The organism is Microbacterium sp. LMI12-1-1.1 (assembly GCF_040676455.1).
Taxonomy (GTDB): domain Bacteria; phylum Actinomycetota; class Actinomycetes; order Actinomycetales; family Microbacteriaceae; genus Microbacterium.
The window spans coordinates 1,548,115-1,562,787 of sequence record NZ_JBEGIA010000001.1 but is presented as its reverse complement, the minus strand read 5'-3'; the positions used below and the strand labels follow the sequence as shown (position 1 = coordinate 1,562,787).

The window sequence follows — 14,673 nt, the reverse complement described above, 5'->3', positions numbered from 1 at the left end:
GTGCCGACCCCGGCGCGGTGAGGTCCAGGTTTCGCGGGTTCTGGGATGCCGGAACCGGCGTTTGCCGGACTGCAGAACGTGCGCACCGCACGCCTCACTCGGAGCGGCGCTGCAGCGAGGTTCGGCGCGTTTCGTCTCGGTCGCTGGCGCTCCCTCGCTCAACGACCGGAGCCTTCCCCCCCCCCGGTCGCTGGCGCTCCCTCGCTCAACGACCGGAGCCCCCCCGGGGTCGCTGGCGCTCCTCGCTCAACGACCGGAGCCTTCCCCCGGTCGTTGAGCGAGCTTGCGAGTCGAAACGCAGAGACGAAAGGCCCGGACGACGGGCGAGCGCGGTGCGCCGCGTCAGTCGGCGGCGACGAGCCGCTCGTAGGCGGGCTGCAGGGTGGGGAAGTAGTCGTCCCACGAGACGGAGCCGGCGTCGAGACCGGCCTGCGCGGCGACGAGCCGGTCGAGGTAGTACTCCCAGCCCGGACCGATCGAGCCGACGTCCTCGCCCGGGTTCAGCCGCTGGCCGAACGTGAGGATCGTGTCGCCCGGCGCCTCCTCGGCGAGCTCGAACCACAGATGCCAGGCACCTCCGGCCGCCGACGTGTCGCCGGCGAAGCGCCGGGGCCGGTCGCACTCGAGGATCGTGTACTCCTCGCCCGCGGCATCCTCGGCCTCCGCCGTCATGTAGAACGTGACGTGCCCGCTCGACGGGTCGCCGTCCCAGCGGCCGATCCAGCGCTCGAGCCGCGCCGACTCGGTGAGCTCGCGCCAGATCTCGTCGGCGGTCGCGCGGAAGCGCCGCAGGATCACGAGGTTCGGATGGCCGTCGATCTTGCAGACGTTGCCGGTGATCTCGGTCATGTCGCGTTCCACAGCTCTCGGTAGTACGACAGGCGCGCGCGGTCGGGCTCGACACCGTACGCCTCGATGAGGGCGTCCTCCCATCCCTCGCCATAGTTCCACGCCGTCGACATCGACGCCACGGCGATGTCGGCCCAGCGGTCGGCGAGGCCGAGTGCTCCGAGGTCGACATGCCCGCTCCAGCGGCCGTCGTCGCCGATGAGCGTGTTGGGGCAGCAGGCGTCGGCATGGCAGACCACGAGCCGGTCGACCGGCGGCGGCTCGCGCAGGGCCTCGGGAACGCGGATGCCGCGGCCGGCCGCGTTCGCGATGCGGGAGGGCACGCGCCAGTCGAAGGGGCAGTCGGCGACCGGCAGCGCGTCGTGCAGGGCACGCAGGCCCTCGCCGACGGCGCGGACGGCGGTGGCGGGCTCGGCGACCCAGCGCGCGTCGACGGCGGAGAGCCCCGGGAGCGCCGCCGTGACGAGGTACTCGTGGCTGTCGTCGCCGCCGACCTCGAGCAGGAGCGGCACCCGCGCGTGCGGCTGCGCCCACGCCAGGCGCGCGGCCTCGCCGGCGAACGACGTCTCGGCGTTGCGCGGACCGTGCTTGATGAAGCGGCCGTCGTCGGTGCGGAACGTCATGCCGCCGTAGTCGTTCCGCCAGACCGGCGTGAGCGCGGCGCCGCGCGCGAGCCGCACGACGGTCTCGGACACGGGCACGGGTTCGGCGGGGATCGACACGCTCCCATCCTGCCCGCCTGCCGGTTCCGCTCGCCCGTCACGTTTCGCGGTGTGAGCGGACCGTTTGTGACAGGCGAGCGGGAAGGGATTCAACTCGAGCGGCGGAGCGTGCGCCGGCCGCATGATGGGATGAGGTCATGTCCGCCACCACACGTGTCACGCGCCGCCGAGGACCGCTCACGGCTCTGGAGGGGCCGGAGGCGGCGCTGGCGATCGGCGATGCCGCCGCCCGGCACGTGCGGTTGACCCCCGGCGGACTTGCGCCCTGGCTGGGGGACTCGCCGGGCGGCTTCATGCCGTGGGACGCGGTGCGCCTGCTCACGGTGCAGCCGCCGACGACGCTGTGGCCCCACCCTGCGATCGGCGACTCCGTCGGGCCGCTGCTGGAGGGGCTCCTCAGCGGCGGCGGCTCGTTCGTCGAGGGAGCCGAGACGCCGACCTTCCCGGTGCGCGTCGGCACCGCCGGCGCCGACATCGAATGGGGCGTCACTCAGCACTATCTCTCGGGGTACCGTCGCGCCGAGGCGCGTGCGACCACACGACTGGCCGAGTACCTCACCGATCGGCCCGAGGCGCGCGTGCTGCTGGCGCGCCCCGCGGAACTCCTCGATCGCATCGCCACGCTGGTACGGGTGCGGAGGCCGCTCATCGAGTGACCGTGTGGCGGCACGACTAGCCTGGGTCGTGCGCCGCCCGGCATGACCTGGGACTCAGTCCCGCGTATGCTGATACGCGGTTCCGCAGCATCCGGACTTCGAAGGAGAATCCATGGACCTCACGGGTGCCTCCGCGCTCGTCACCGGTGGCGCGAGCGGCCTCGGTCTCGCGACCGCCCGCCGCCTCGCCGCAGCCGGCGCTGCCGTGACGATCGTCGACCTGCCGTCCTCCGCCGGCGCCGATGTCGCCGCAGAGCTCGGGGGAGCGTTCGCGCCGGCCGACGTCACCGAGGCGGAGCAGGTGGCCGCCGCGGTCGCGACGGCCGCGGCATCCGGTCCCCTCCGCGTCGTGGTGAACTGCGCCGGCATCGCGCCGCCCGCGAAGGTCCTCGACCGCGACGGCAACCCGTCGCCGCTGGAGGGCTTCGAGCGCATCGTGCGCGTCAACCTCATCGGCACGTACAACGTCATCGCGCAGGCCTCCGCCGCGATCGCGAAGACGGAGCCGACCGCCGACGGCGACCGCGGCGTCATCGTCAGCACCGCGAGCGTCGCGGCGTTCGACGGGCAGATCGGCCAGCCCGCGTATGCCGCATCGAAGGGCGGCGTGCACGCGATGACGCTGCCGATCGCGCGCGAGCTCGCGCGCTACGGCATCCGCGTGGTGACGATCGCCCCGGGCATCATGGAGACCCCGATGCTCATGGGACTCCCGCAGGCCGCCCAGGACTCGCTCGGCGAGCAGGTGCCGTACCCGCAGCGACTCGGCAAGCCCGACGAGTACGCGCGGCTGGTGATGTCGATCGTCGACAACGGCTACCTCAACGGCGAGACCATCCGCCTCGACGGTGCCATCCGGATGGCACCGAAGTAAGCCCCGACCGCAGGAGAACAATGAGCGACTCGATCCTCGTCACGCGCGACGGCGCCCTCGCACGCGTCACCTTCAACCGGCCCGCGTTCCTCAACGCGATGGGCTTCGAGATGGGCCGCCGCTGGCGCGACGTCGCCCACGAGATCACGTCCGACGAGTCGGTCGGCGCGGTGATCCTGGATGCCGCGGGCCCGGCCTTCTGCGCGGGCGGCGACGTCCTCGAGATGGCGACGTCGGGCGCGTCCGGCCCCGACGTCACGGGCGCCGCGCAGACCATCCACGACGGCATCCGCACGTTCGTCGAGTCCGGCAAGCCCATCGTCGCGGCCGTGCAGGGTGCGGTGGCGGGCGGCGGGCTCGGGCTCATGCTCACCGCCGACTACATCGTCGCGTCGGAGCAGTCGAGGTTCGTGAGCAAGTACGCGAACATCGGGCTGACGCCGGACCTCGGCGTCTCGACGCTGCTGCCGGCGGCGGTCGGCCAGCGCCGCGCGCTGCAGCTGCTGCTGCAGGACCTCACGATCGACGCCGAGACGGCGCTCGACTGGGGTCTCGTCACCGAAGTGGTGCCCGCGGCGGACGTCGCCGCCCGCGCCGAGGCGGTCGCCCGGTTCTGGCTCGACAACGCCACCGGCGCCTTCGGCCAGGCGAAGCGGCTGGTCCGCACCGGGGCGGGGCGCTCGCTCGCCGAGAACCTCGACGACGAGGCCGCCTCGATCGGCGCCCGCTTCGACACGCAGGAGGCCCGCGCCCGCGTCGCGGCCTTCGCGGCGGCATCCGCCAAGTCCCGTTCCTGACCCGAGGAGAACCCGAGATGAGCGACAAGCCCCTGGCCGGAAAGACCATCCTGATGTCGGGCGGCAGCCGCGGCATCGGCCTCGCGATCGCGCTGCGCGCGGCGCGGGACGGCGCCAACATCGCGCTGCTCGCCAAGACCGACACGCCCCACCCCAAGCTCGAAGGCACGGTGCACTCGGCGGCGGAGCAGATCCGCGCGGCCGGCGGGAACGCACTGCCCATCGTCGGCGATGTGCGCAACGACGACGACGTCACCGAGGCCGTGCTCAAGACGCAGGGCGAGTTCGGCGGCATCGACATCGTCGTCAACAACGCCTCGGTGATCGACCTGTCGCGCTCGCTCGACCTCGACGCCAAGAAATACGACCTCATGCAGGACGTCAACGTGCGCGGCACCTTCATGCTCTCGCGTGCCGCGATCCCGATCCTGAAGGATGCCGCGAACCCGCACATCCTCTCCCTCTCGCCGCCGCTGAACCTCTCGCCGAAGTGGCTGGGCGGCCACACCGGCTACACGCTCGCGAAGTACGGCATGACGATGGCGACCCTGGGGCTCGCGGCGGAGTTCGCGTCGGCCGGCATCGCCGCCAACACGCTGTGGCCGCGCACGACGATCGCGACCGCGGCGGTGCAGTTCGCGCTCGGCGGCGACCGCATGATGAAGGTGAGCCGCACGCCCGAGATCTACGCCGACGCCGCATACGAGATCTTCACCCAGCCGGCGCGCGGGTACACCGGCCAGACGCTCATCGTCGAGGACGTGCTGGAAGCGGCCGGCGTGACCGACTTCTCGGGCTACGCGGCCGTCCCCGGTACCCCGGACTCGGCCCTGTTCCCCGACATCTTCCTGGACTGAGCAGTCCCTTTCGAGACCCACGACGGCGACGTAGGGTGGCCCCATGGGGGTACGGAGCCTGTTCCCGATCCTGCTGGTGCGAGACCTGCCGGAGCTCGTGCGGTTCTACGAGAGCGCCCTCGGCGCGACGGTGACCTACCGGTTCGGCAGCGGCGACGAGGACGATTACGTGTCGCTGCAGGTCGGCGAGACGTCGCTGGGCATCGGCCGCGACCCCGACGCGCTGCCGCCGTCGGTCGGCGACCGCGTCGCGCTCTGGTTCTACGTCGACGACGTGGATGCGACCTACGCGGCGTGGGTGCACGCCGGCGGGCGGGCCGAGCAGGCGCCCGCCGACATGCCATGGGGCGAGCGGGTCGCGCAGGTACGCGACCCCGGGGGCACCCTCGTCAACCTCGGGATGGAAGTCCGCGAGCAGCCGTGACACCGCGGCCGGGCCGCCTCGAACGGCGGCGACGCCGGATCAGATGAGGCCGAGCCGCCGGAACGCGTGGGCGATGCCGTCGTCGAGGACGTCGGTCGTGACCATGTCGGCGAGCTCCTTGAGCTCGGGCTGCGCGTTGCCCATCGCCACCGCGACGCCGCACACCTGGAACATCTCGACGTCGTTCCAGCTGTCGCCGACCGCGACGGCGTCGGCGGCATCCATCCCGAGGTGCGCCAGCAGCAGCTCGATCGCCGAGCCCTTGGTGGTGCCGCGTTCACTGATCTCGCCGTTCGAGCCGCCGGGCAGCGGCATGCTGCCGGGGACGATGAGGAACTCGTCGCCCAGATCGGCACGGAGTTCGTCGATGCCCTCCTCGTGGTCGCTGACGAACACGGCCTTGTCGATGCGGCCGAGGTCCGCCTCTGCCACACCCGGGAACCTCCGCTGGGCGAGGCCGACGAGCGAGTCCTCCGGGCGCACCTCCTGACCTGCCTGCACGCGGGCCTCGAGCGCGACGGCGTAGTCGCGCATCAGCTCGGCCATGTCGTCGCTCGCGTAGACGGCGTCACGGGTCTGCAGGAAGTAGCGGATGCCGCGGCTGCGCAGCGCCGTCAGCATCCGGTCCGTCGCCTCCGCCGACAGCGGGCGTTCGACGACCACCTCGCCGTCGGACGTCACGAGCGCGCCGGAGTTGGTGACGGCGCCATCGAAGCCGATCTCGGCGACGACCGGATGGATGTCGGCGGCGGATCGCCCGGTGCTGAGGTACACCAGGTGCCCGGCCGCGCGGGCGGCGCGAACGGCGCCCGGGGTCGAGGGGGAGATGTGCGAGCCGTGCTCCAGGATCGTCCCGTCGACGTCGAGGAAGATGATGCGCCGGCCGCTCGCTCGCTGCGGTCCGGCATCCGGGGTCGTCGAAGAGTCCATCAGTGCTTGTTCCCGGTGAAGAGGAGGATGCCGCCCAGGCCGATCATCAAGCCGCCGCCGGTCGCCGACAAGGTCGAGATGCGCTTGGGCGAGCGGCCGAACCACCCGCGGGCGCCGGCGGCCACGAGAGCCCAGATGCCGTCGGAGATGAGTGCGATGACGAAGAAGACGAGGCCGAGCACGACCATCTGCAGCGGCACCATGCCCGCGTTCAGATCGACGAACTGCGGCAGCACCGCCACGAAGAACGCGATCGTCTTCGGGTTGGTTACGCCGACGATGAAGCCCTCGCCGAGCTGACGCCACGCGGAACGGGGCAGGACGCCCCCGTTCGCCTCGGCGGCGGCGCGGTGGCGGTGACGGATCGCCTGGACGCCGAGATACATGAGGTACAGCGCCCCGGCGACCTTGACGATCGTGAAGAGCACGACCGACTGCGCCACGATGCCGCCGACGCCGAGCGCGACGAGGCCGACGACCGGCAGGAGGCCGAGCGCGTTGCCGAGCACGCTGAGGAGCCCGCCGATGCGTCCGAGGGCGAGTGCGCGCCCGATCGTGAACAGCACGCTCGGGCCCGGGATCACGATCAGGACGAGCGCGGCGAGCGTGAAGGCGAGAAGGTTCTCGAGCGGGACCACACGGCGAGCCTAGCCGCGACGCTCCTGCTCGAGTCGCTTGCGCAGGAAGACCTGCTCGGTGCCGTCGTCGCCCGGCACACGCTGGGTCTCGGCATACCCGACGCGCTCGTAGAGGCGGATGTTCGCCTCGCTGAGCGACCCGGTGAACAGCTCCGCGTCCGTGGCACCCCGGTCGGCGCCGCGTCGCTCGACGGCCTCCAGCAGCGCGCTGCCGATGCCCTCGCCCGCGCGGTCCGGCGCGATCGCGATGCGGCCGACGAGCAGGAGGTCGCCGTCGATGCGCGCCCGCAGCGCTCCGATCATGCGGGTGCCGTCGAGGGCGACGACGCCGAGATTCTCCTCCAGCTCGGCCTGCACCTCCTCCAGCGTCTGCGTGAGCGGCGGCATGTCGGGCGTGCCGTAGATGAGTGCCTCCTGCACGAATGCCGCACGCTGCAGCGTCAGCACCTCGCCGGCATCGCCGGGCTCGATCGGCCGGATCATCGCGTCGCTCTTGTCGCTCACGCCGTCACGCTAGCCGGGCCGGCCGCACGCCGGGCGGGGGTTGCGCGATGCGCCGGCATCGGCATCCGTCCAGGCGTGTCCCCTACCCTGGTTCTCATGACCGATTCGCCCGTGCGCGCCACGAAGCCCAGGCAGGTGCGTCCGGCGACCGAGGGCTGGACCCAGAAGAAGGATGCCGAGGGCCGGCCGCTCCTGCAGTTCGCGAGCCCCAAGCGCGGCAAGCCGCCGGTGCACCTCGCCGACTTCACCCCCGAGCAGCGCGTCGAGAAGGTCAAGGAGCTCGGGCTTCCCGGCTTCCGGGCGAAGCAGCTCGAGAAGCACTACTTCCAGCACTGGACCCACAACCCCGCCGATATGACCGACCTCCCCGCGGAGGGCCGCGAGGAGTTCGTCCACGGCATGCTGCCGGCCCTGCTCACGGAAGTGCGGCGTCTCGAGACCGACCGCGGCGACACGATCAAGTTCCTGTGGAAGCTCCACGACGGCGCCCTCGTCGAGTCGGTGCTCATGCGCTACCCCGGCCGGATCACGCTGTGCGTGTCGAGCCAGGCCGGCTGCGGCATGAACTGCCCCTTCTGCGCCACCGGGCAGGCGGGCCTCACCCGCAACATGTCGGCGGCGGAGATCGTCGAGCAGATCGTGCGCGCCAACCGCCTGATCGCCGACGGCGGGCTCGGCGGCAAGAAGAAGGACGACCGCTCCGCCGAGCGGGTGTCGAACATCGTCTTCATGGGGATGGGCGAGCCGCTCGCGAACTACGCGCGGGTGATGCAGGCGGTGCGGGTCATGACCGACAAGCAGCACGGCCTCGGCATGAGCGCTCGCGGCATCACGGTGTCGACCGTCGGTCTCGTGCCTGCGATCACGAAGCTCGCGAACGAGGACATCCCGGTGACGTTCGCGCTCTCGCTGCACGCGCCGGACGACAAGCTCCGCGACGAGCTGATCCCGGTCAACTCCCGCTGGAAGGTCGACGAGGCCCTCGATGCCGCCCGCGCCTACTTCGACAAGACCGGACGCCGCGTGTCGATCGAGTACGCGCTCATCAAGGACATGAACGACCACGGCTGGCGCGCCGATCTCCTCGCCGAGAAGCTCAACGCGCGCGGTCGCGGCTGGGTGCACGTCAACCCCATCCCGCTGAACCCGACCCCCGGCTCGATCTGGACGGCCTCCGACGTGCCGGTGCAGAACGAGTTCGTCCGGCGCCTCAACGACGCCGGCATCCCGACGACCCTCCGCGACACCCGCGGCAAGGAGATCGACGGCGCCTGCGGCCAGCTCGTCGCCACCGAAGAGGACGAGGCGGTCGCGGCCGTCACCCCGCTCGAGGACTGAGCCGAAGCGCTCGGTTCTCGTGTCGCTCGGTCGATTCACGACCGGAAGCACGGTCGTTGAGCGAGCGAGGAACGAGCGAGACGAAACGCTTGCGGCCCCCGTCGATCCAGGATTCGTCCACCTGCCGCACAGGTTGGCCTGTCTAGGGTGTCCGGATGTCATTCTCCGCACACCGGCCGGGCAGATTCGGCTCCGACGGCCGCATCGAGTTCGAGACGGACGGCGACCGAACCGCGGATCTCTACCTCGATGACGTGCGCGCCCAGCAGGCGGCCGGGGAGCCGAGCGACCAGCGTCTCGATGGAGAGGGTCCCGATGACCCGTACCCGGTGACGCGCGATCTGCTCGAGGACGCGCTGGCGATGAACCCGACGCAGCCCGTCACGGTGGTGGCCGACAGGGCGGCGGTGGCGGACACCGAGCCGGCGGCGGCCGTGGAGACCGCCCCGATCGGGGAGTGGGGCGCTGCGGCGGAGCCGGACCCGACCGCCGAGCCCGCTGTCGTCGAGGACCCCGCCCCGGCGGACGCCGCTCCTACGCGCCCGGGTCGCGCGAAGCGCGGCGCGCGCCGTCGCGAGCGCGGCTCGGGCTGGCGGAGGCTCGCCGTGCTCGGCGGAGCGGACGCGTCGGTGCTCGACCAGGTGCCCACCGAGACGCCCCGCTTCGTGCAGATGTTCTTCGTGATCGCCGGCACCGCGCTGATCTCCGCGATCTCGATGTACTTCGCCCTGACCACGGGTGTCCGGATCGTCGCGTGGGGCGCGCTGCCGCTCGCGATCGTGTGGGCGCTGATCATCTTCAACCTCGACCGCTTCCTCACCTCGACCATGCGCTCGACGCACAGTGTGGGCCGGCTGATCGGGCTCGCCATCCCCCGGGTGATCATGGCGGCGGTCATCGGCATCGTCGTGGCCGAGCCTCTCGTGCTGCAGATCTTCCACAACGACATCGCCCGCGAGGTGAACGCGACGAACATCACGCAGGCGCAGGCGGATCAGGATGCCGTCACCGCCGGTCCTGAGAAGCAGGCGCTGGATGCCGCGAGCGAGCGCGTCGCCGCGCTCGAGAGCCAGGCGGCCAGCGGCGTCGTGGCGGGCGCCGACACGACGTCTGCGTCGACCGCCTCGGCGCAGCAGACCGTCGACGACCTGACCGCGAAGCTCGCCGCGCAGCAGACGGTGATCGATCAGGCGCGCGCCATCTACCAGTGCGAGCTCACCGGCCAGGGGGCCGGTGAGGTCGCGGGCTGCAGCGGCGTCGCGGGCGAGGGCGCGAGCTCGGGCGCCGCGCAGGATCAGCTCGCCGCCGCGCAGGCCTCGTACGACGACCTGGCCTCCCAGCTGACCACCGCCCAGGCGGATCTGGCCGCGGCGCAGGCGGCGGGCACGGCCGAGGTCGGCGCGTCGGAGGCGCAGAACAAGCAGCAGGCGAACGACGAGCTCCCCGGGGCGCGCGAGCAGTACCAGGCGGCTCTGGCGGCCTACGACGCCCGCGCCGCGGAGATCGCCGGCGGCAACTCCGGCGCCGTGGGGCTGCTCAGCCAGATCAGCGGACTGGAGCGGCTGTCGCAGCGCGAGCCGATCCTCTCCTGGGCGCACTGGCTCATCGCCGGGCTTTTCTTCATGATCGAGCTGCTGCCCGTGCTCGTGAAGGTGCTGACGAGCTACGGCCAGCCGTCGCTCTACGAGCAGGCCGACGCCCTGCGCCGCCAGGTGGCGCTGGATCGCGTCACCGCGCGCAGCTGGCGCGAGCGCGCCGACATCGCCCAGGGCGGGCAGGCCTGACCTGCGGCATCCCTCGCTCGTCGGCCGTGGACCGGAGTGACAGTACGCGATATATCGTGTTAGAGTGACCGGCGGACGGCCCGGGAACGCCGTCCGATCAGCCGTTCGCCCTCCGTGAACGGGACTGCCGCGATGTCGGCGGCCCGTGCAATGGTGGGTCGGCACACCATGACCACCGCATCAGGCGGTGATTCGTCATGGCCTCGTCACGTCTGGGAGAACTCCGTGCTCGCCAAACTCCTCGTCCGCTATCTCAAACCGTCCGGCTGGCTGCTGCTCGGGGTGCTGCTGTTCCAGTCCGCCTCGGCCCTCGCCTCGCTCTACCTGCCCAGCCTCAACGCCGACATCATCGACAACGGCGTCTCAAAGGGCGACACCGAGTACATCTGGCGCACCGGCATGGTGATGCTGACGGTGTCACTCGCCCAGATCGTCGCCTCGATCATCGCCACCTACTTCGCCGCGCGGGCGGCGATGAAGCTCGGGCGAGACATCCGTGACGACGTCTTCGAGCGCGTCTCGGGGTTCTCCGAGCGCGAGGTCACCGGGTTCGGGGCCGGCTCGCTCATCACCCGCAACACCAACGACGTGCAGCAGGTGCAGATGCTGGCGATGATGGCGGCCACCTTCCTGGTCACGGCGCCTCTGCTCGCGATCGGCGGCATCATCCTCGCGATCGAACAGGCGGCGAGCCTGGCCTGGATCATCGCCGTCGCCGTGCCCGTGCTGCTGCTCGTCGCGGGTCTCGTCATCGCACGCATGGTTCCGCTGTTCCGCAGCTTCCAGTCACGTCTCGACGGCGTGAACCGCATCATGCGCGAGCAGCTCACCGGCATCCGCGTCATCCGCGCGTTCGTGCGGGAGCCGATCGAAGAGCAGCGCTTCCGCGAGGCCAACACCGAGATCATGGTGGTCGGCCGCAAGGTCGGCTCGCTGTTCGTGGTGCTCTTCCCCGCCGTCATGCTCATCCTCAACGTGACCGTGATCGGCGTGATCTGGTTCGGCGGCATGCAGGTCGATTCGGGCGAGATCCAGATCGGCACGCTGTTCGCCTTCATGCAGTACGCCATGATCATCCTCTCGGGCGTCTTGATGGCGAGCTTCATGACGCTGATGATCCCGCGCGCCGCGGTGTCGGCCGAGCGCATCGGCGAGGTCCTCGACACGTCTTCATCGCTCGCGCGGGCGGCGGATGCACCCGCCGAGTTCCCTGCGCCGGGCACCGTCGAGTTCACGGACGTCACCTTCACCTACCCGGGCGCCGAGCACCCCATCCTCTCGGGCATCAGCTTCCGCGCCGAGCCGGGTGAGACCGTCGCGGTCGTCGGCTCGACCGGCGCGGGCAAGACCACGCTGATCTCGATGATCCCGCGTCTGTTCGACGTGACGGACGGCGTCGTGGAGGTGGGCGGCCTGGATGTGCGCCGCGCCGATCTCGAAGCGCTCTGGGCCACGATCGGCCTGGTGCCGCAGCGGCCGTTCCTGTTCTCGGGGACGATCGCCTCGAATCTGCGGTTCGGGCGTGAGGAGGCGACGGATGCCGAGCTCTGGCATGCGCTCGAGATCGCCCAGGCGAGCGACTTCGTGAGCCAGATGGACGGCGGGCTCGACGCCCCGATCTCGCAGGGCGGCACCAACGTGTCAGGCGGTCAGCGCCAGCGCCTCGCCATCGCCCGGGCGATCGTCCACCAGCCGCGCGTGCTCGTCTTCGACGACTCGTTCTCGGCGCTCGATCTCACCACCGACGCGAGGCTGAGGCAGGCGCTGTGGCGAGAGCTGCCGGACGTCACGAAGATCGTCGTCGCCCAGCGCGTCTCGACGATCACCGACGCCGACCGCATCATCGTCCTCGACGACGGCGGCATCGTCGGACTCGGCACGCACGAGCAGCTGCTCGAGACGAGCCAGACCTACCGCGAGATCGTCGAATCCCAGCTCGGAGCGGAGGTCGCCCGATGAGCGCCGAACACCCCTCGAACCCTGAACCACAGTCCGGCACCGGCAAGTCCACCAGCCGCCGCCGCGCACGCGATGCGATCGCAGAGCTGAGCCCCGAGGAGAAGCTCGAGATCGAGCTCGGCGAGCAGGCCCGCATCTCGGCCGACGACTGGAGCGGCGCCGTCGCCCCGGGCAAGGCCGCGCGCTTCGGGCCCTCCTTCCGCCGCCTCATCGGGCTCCTGCGGCCCAACGCGGTCGGCTTCATCTTCGTGTCGATCCTCGGCTCGATCGGCGTCGTGCTGGCGGTGCTCTCGCCGAAGGTGCTCGGCGAGGCGACCAACATCCTCTTCGAGGGCGTCGTGTCGTCGATGGCGCCGTCCGGCGCCACCAAAGAGCAGGTCGTCCAGGGGCTCGAGGCCTCCGGTGAGCAGGACCTCGCCAACATGGTCGAGGCAATGGAGCACTTCGTGCCCGGCGCGGGCGTCGACTTCATGGCGCTCAGCCGCGTGCTGCTCATCGTGCTCGCGCTGTACTTCGCGTCGTCGGTGCTGATGTGGGTGCAGGGCTACGTCATCAACGTGATCATGGTGCGCGTCATGTGGCGCCTGCGCGAAGACGTCGAGGCGAAGATCAACCGGCTGCCGCTGCGCTACTTCGACCGGGTGCAGCGCGGCGAGCTGATCTCCCGCGTCACCAACGACATCGACAACATCACCCAGATGATGCAGCAGTCGCTGTCGCAGGCGCTCACTGCCGTGCTCACCGTGATCGGCGTGCTCATCATGATGCTGACGATCTCGTGGCAGCTGACCCTCGTGGTGCTGGTGAGCTTCCCGCTCATGGCGGTGCTGTTCGGCGTCATCGGCCCGCGCTCGCAGAAGGCGTTCGGCATCCAGTGGCGCAAGGTCGGCCGTCTCAACGCACGTGTCGAGGAGTCGTTCTCGGGCCACGCGCTCGTCAAGGTCTTCGGCCGTGAGCAGGCGTCCCGCGAGGCATTCCGCGCCGAGAACGAGGAGCTCTACGCGGCCTCCTTCAAGGCGCAGTTCCTGTCGAACATCATGATGCCCGCGATGATGTTCATCGGGAACCTGACCTACGTCGGCATCGCCGTCTTCGGTGCGCTGATGGTCGCGGGCGGACAGCTGCGCCTCGGCGACGTGCAGGCCTTCATCCAGTACTCGCAGCAGTTCACCCAGCCGCTGTCGGAACTGGGCGGCATGGCCGCGGTCGTGCAGTCCGGAACCGCCTCGGCCGAGCGGGTGTTCGAGCTGCTCGACGAGGACGAGCAGGAGCCCGACGCGCAGGATGCCCCGGCGCCTGTCGACGGCGACGGCACCATCGAGTTCCAGGACGTGGCGTTCTCGTACTCGCCCGACCGTCCCCTCATCCACGATCTGTCCTTCCGGGTGGAGCCGGGGCAGACGGTCGCGATCGTCGGCCCGACCGGTGCCGGCAAGACGACGCTCGTGAACCTGCTGATGCGCTTCTACGAGCTCGACGGCGGCCGCATCCTCCTCAACGGGCAGGACATCGCTCAGCTCACGCGGCGCGACATCCGCGCCAAGACGGGCATGGTGCTGCAGGACCCGTGGCTGTTCGCCGGCACGATCCGAGAGAACATCCGGTACGGCCGCGCCGACGCCACCGACGACGAGATCCTCGCCGCCGCGCGGGCGACGTACGTCGACCGCTTCGTGCACTCCCTGCCGGACGGCTACGACACGCTCCTCGACGAGGACGCGTCGAACATCTCGGCCGGCGAGAAGCAGCTCATCACGATCGCCCGCGCGTTCGTCGCGCAGCCGTCGGTGCTGATCCTCGACGAGGCGACCAGCTCCGTCGACACCCGCACCGAGCTGCTGCTGCAACACGCGATGGCGGCGCTGCGCGAGGGCCGGACGTCCTTCGTGATCGCGCACCGCCTGTCGACGATCCGCGACGCCGATCTCATCCTCGTGATGGAGAACGGCGGCATCGTCGAGAAGGGCACGCACGACGAGCTCATCGTCGCCAAGGGCGCGTACTTCCGGCTCTACAACTCGCAGTTCGAGCAGGCGGCGACCGATCTCGACGAAGAGGCGCATGCGCTCTCCGAGGCCGAGCGCGGCGAGCCGTCGGCCGGGGCCGCCGATGACGCCGTCGAGGACGAGTCCGCCCGCGTCGTCTGACCGACTCCTGACGACGGATGCCGCGACCGGTGCTCACGCGCCGGTCGCGGCATCCGTTCGTCCCGGCTGCCGGTCCTCACCCCCGACCGCTCGCCTGTCACGAATCGGGGACGAGGCTCACCATTCGCGACAGGTGAGCGGGATCGCGCCGGCACCTCTGCGGAGGCAGGTAGCGTTTTCCTCATGGTCAATTA

General features: G+C 70.7%; 14 protein-coding genes. 9 read left to right on the top strand and 5 right to left on the bottom strand.

Annotated features, from left to right (window positions below; genetic code table 11):
* Positions 1-342: 342 nt before the first annotated feature.
* Positions 343-849, bottom strand: coding sequence for an SRPBCC domain-containing protein (locus MRBLMI12_RS07300; protein WP_363355201.1), 507 nt, complete (start codon positions 847-849; stop codon positions 343-345).
* Positions 846-1,571 (bottom strand): aminoglycoside 3'-phosphotransferase, encoded by a 726-nt coding sequence (locus tag MRBLMI12_RS07295; RefSeq protein WP_363355199.1) that lies wholly within the window; start codon positions 1,569-1,571, stop codon positions 846-848. The genes MRBLMI12_RS07300 and MRBLMI12_RS07295 overlap by 4 nt, the downstream gene beginning before the upstream one ends.
* Before the next feature lie 137 nt (positions 1,572-1,708).
* On the opposite strand from MRBLMI12_RS07295, the gene MRBLMI12_RS07290 reads away from it, so the two are divergent.
* The 5 genes from MRBLMI12_RS07290 (at position 1,709) to MRBLMI12_RS07270 (ending at position 5,179) form a co-directional block, all read left to right on the top strand.
* A complete protein-coding gene (locus MRBLMI12_RS07290; RefSeq protein ID WP_349425422.1) occupies positions 1,709-2,227 on the top strand; it encodes a hypothetical protein in 519 nt (172 codons plus the stop codon).
* A gap of 112 nt (positions 2,228-2,339) precedes the next feature.
* A complete protein-coding gene (locus MRBLMI12_RS07285) occupies positions 2,340-3,101 on the top strand; it encodes an SDR family NAD(P)-dependent oxidoreductase (RefSeq protein WP_363355197.1) in 762 nt (253 codons plus the stop codon).
* 20 nt (positions 3,102-3,121) lie between these two features.
* Complete coding sequence (locus tag MRBLMI12_RS07280) at positions 3,122-3,898, top strand: enoyl-CoA hydratase/isomerase family protein (protein ID WP_363355195.1); 777 nt, start codon at positions 3,122-3,124, stop codon at positions 3,896-3,898.
* A 17-nt stretch (positions 3,899-3,915) separates the two neighbouring features.
* Entirely contained in the window at positions 3,916-4,755 is an 840-nt protein-coding gene (locus MRBLMI12_RS07275) for an SDR family oxidoreductase (RefSeq protein WP_363355194.1), read from the top strand.
* Positions 4,756-4,798: 43 nt separating this feature from the next.
* Positions 4,799-5,179 (top strand): VOC family protein, encoded by a 381-nt coding sequence (locus tag MRBLMI12_RS07270; RefSeq protein WP_349425418.1) that lies wholly within the window; start codon positions 4,799-4,801, stop codon positions 5,177-5,179.
* A 39-nt stretch (positions 5,180-5,218) separates the two neighbouring features.
* Here MRBLMI12_RS07270 and MRBLMI12_RS07265 read toward each other — a convergent pair whose 3' ends face one another.
* From MRBLMI12_RS07265 to MRBLMI12_RS07255, 3 genes are read right to left on the bottom strand one after another with little or no spacing between them, the layout of a single operon-like run.
* The gene (locus MRBLMI12_RS07265; protein ID WP_363355193.1) at positions 5,219-6,109 is read right to left on the bottom strand and encodes a Cof-type HAD-IIB family hydrolase; all 891 of its coding nucleotides are present in this window, start codon (positions 6,107-6,109) and stop codon (positions 5,219-5,221) included.
* The gene (locus MRBLMI12_RS07260) at positions 6,109-6,747 is read right to left on the bottom strand and encodes a LysE family translocator (RefSeq protein WP_349425416.1); all 639 of its coding nucleotides are present in this window, start codon (positions 6,745-6,747) and stop codon (positions 6,109-6,111) included. Before MRBLMI12_RS07260 ends, MRBLMI12_RS07265 begins: the two co-directional genes overlap by 1 nt.
* Before the next feature lie 9 nt (positions 6,748-6,756).
* On the bottom strand, positions 6,757-7,230 hold the full coding sequence (locus tag MRBLMI12_RS07255) for a GNAT family N-acetyltransferase (RefSeq protein ID WP_349429039.1): 474 nt from the start codon (positions 7,228-7,230) through the stop codon (positions 6,757-6,759).
* Between the two features lie 117 nt (positions 7,231-7,347).
* On the opposite strand from MRBLMI12_RS07255, the gene rlmN reads away from it, so the two are divergent.
* The 4 genes from rlmN to MRBLMI12_RS07235 all read left to right on the top strand — a co-directional run bounded on the left by rlmN (position 7,348) and on the right by MRBLMI12_RS07235 (position 14,479).
* Positions 7,348-8,589: a 23S rRNA (adenine(2503)-C(2))-methyltransferase RlmN gene (rlmN, locus tag MRBLMI12_RS07250; protein WP_363355192.1), complete on the top strand. Its 1,242-nt coding sequence runs from the start codon at positions 7,348-7,350 to the stop codon at positions 8,587-8,589.
* Positions 8,590-8,744: 155 nt separating this feature from the next.
* Entirely contained in the window at positions 8,745-10,373 is a 1,629-nt protein-coding gene (locus tag MRBLMI12_RS07245; RefSeq protein ID WP_363355190.1) for a DUF4407 domain-containing protein, read from the top strand.
* 225 nt (positions 10,374-10,598) lie between these two features.
* A complete protein-coding gene (locus MRBLMI12_RS07240; RefSeq protein ID WP_363355188.1) occupies positions 10,599-12,332 on the top strand; it encodes an ABC transporter ATP-binding protein in 1,734 nt (577 codons plus the stop codon).
* Positions 12,329-14,479 carry an ABC transporter ATP-binding protein gene (locus MRBLMI12_RS07235; RefSeq protein ID WP_363355186.1) on the top strand — a complete coding sequence of 717 codons (2,151 nt, stop codon included), beginning with the start codon at positions 12,329-12,331 and terminating at the stop codon, positions 14,477-14,479. The genes MRBLMI12_RS07240 and MRBLMI12_RS07235 overlap by 4 nt, the downstream gene beginning before the upstream one ends.
* Positions 14,480-14,673: the final 194 nt, after the last annotated feature.

Bases quoted from the DNA above. Each gene is read 5' to 3' on its own strand.
- MRBLMI12_RS07300 (WP_363355201.1), bottom strand. From the start codon at position 849: ATGACCGAGATCACCGGCAACGTCTGCAAGATCGACGGCCATCCGAAC.
- MRBLMI12_RS07290 (WP_349425422.1), top strand. From the start codon at position 1,709: ATGTCCGCCACCACACGTGTCACGCGCCGCCGAGGACCGCTCACGGCT.
- MRBLMI12_RS07285 (WP_363355197.1), top strand. From the start codon at position 2,340: ATGGACCTCACGGGTGCCTCCGCGCTCGTCACCGGTGGCGCGAGCGGC.
- MRBLMI12_RS07280 (WP_363355195.1), top strand. From the start codon at position 3,122: ATGAGCGACTCGATCCTCGTCACGCGCGACGGCGCCCTCGCACGCGTC.
- MRBLMI12_RS07275 (WP_363355194.1), top strand. From the start codon at position 3,916: ATGAGCGACAAGCCCCTGGCCGGAAAGACCATCCTGATGTCGGGCGGC.
- MRBLMI12_RS07270 (WP_349425418.1), top strand. From the start codon at position 4,799: ATGGGGGTACGGAGCCTGTTCCCGATCCTGCTGGTGCGAGACCTGCCG.
- MRBLMI12_RS07265 (WP_363355193.1), bottom strand. From the start codon at position 6,109: ATGGACTCTTCGACGACCCCGGATGCCGGACCGCAGCGAGCGAGCGGC.
- MRBLMI12_RS07255 (WP_349429039.1), bottom strand. From the start codon at position 7,230: ATGATCCGGCCGATCGAGCCCGGCGATGCCGGCGAGGTGCTGACGCTG.
- rlmN (WP_363355192.1), top strand. From the start codon at position 7,348: ATGACCGATTCGCCCGTGCGCGCCACGAAGCCCAGGCAGGTGCGTCCG.
- MRBLMI12_RS07245 (WP_363355190.1), top strand. From the start codon at position 8,745: ATGTCATTCTCCGCACACCGGCCGGGCAGATTCGGCTCCGACGGCCGC.
- MRBLMI12_RS07235 (WP_363355186.1), top strand. From the start codon at position 12,329: ATGAGCGCCGAACACCCCTCGAACCCTGAACCACAGTCCGGCACCGGC.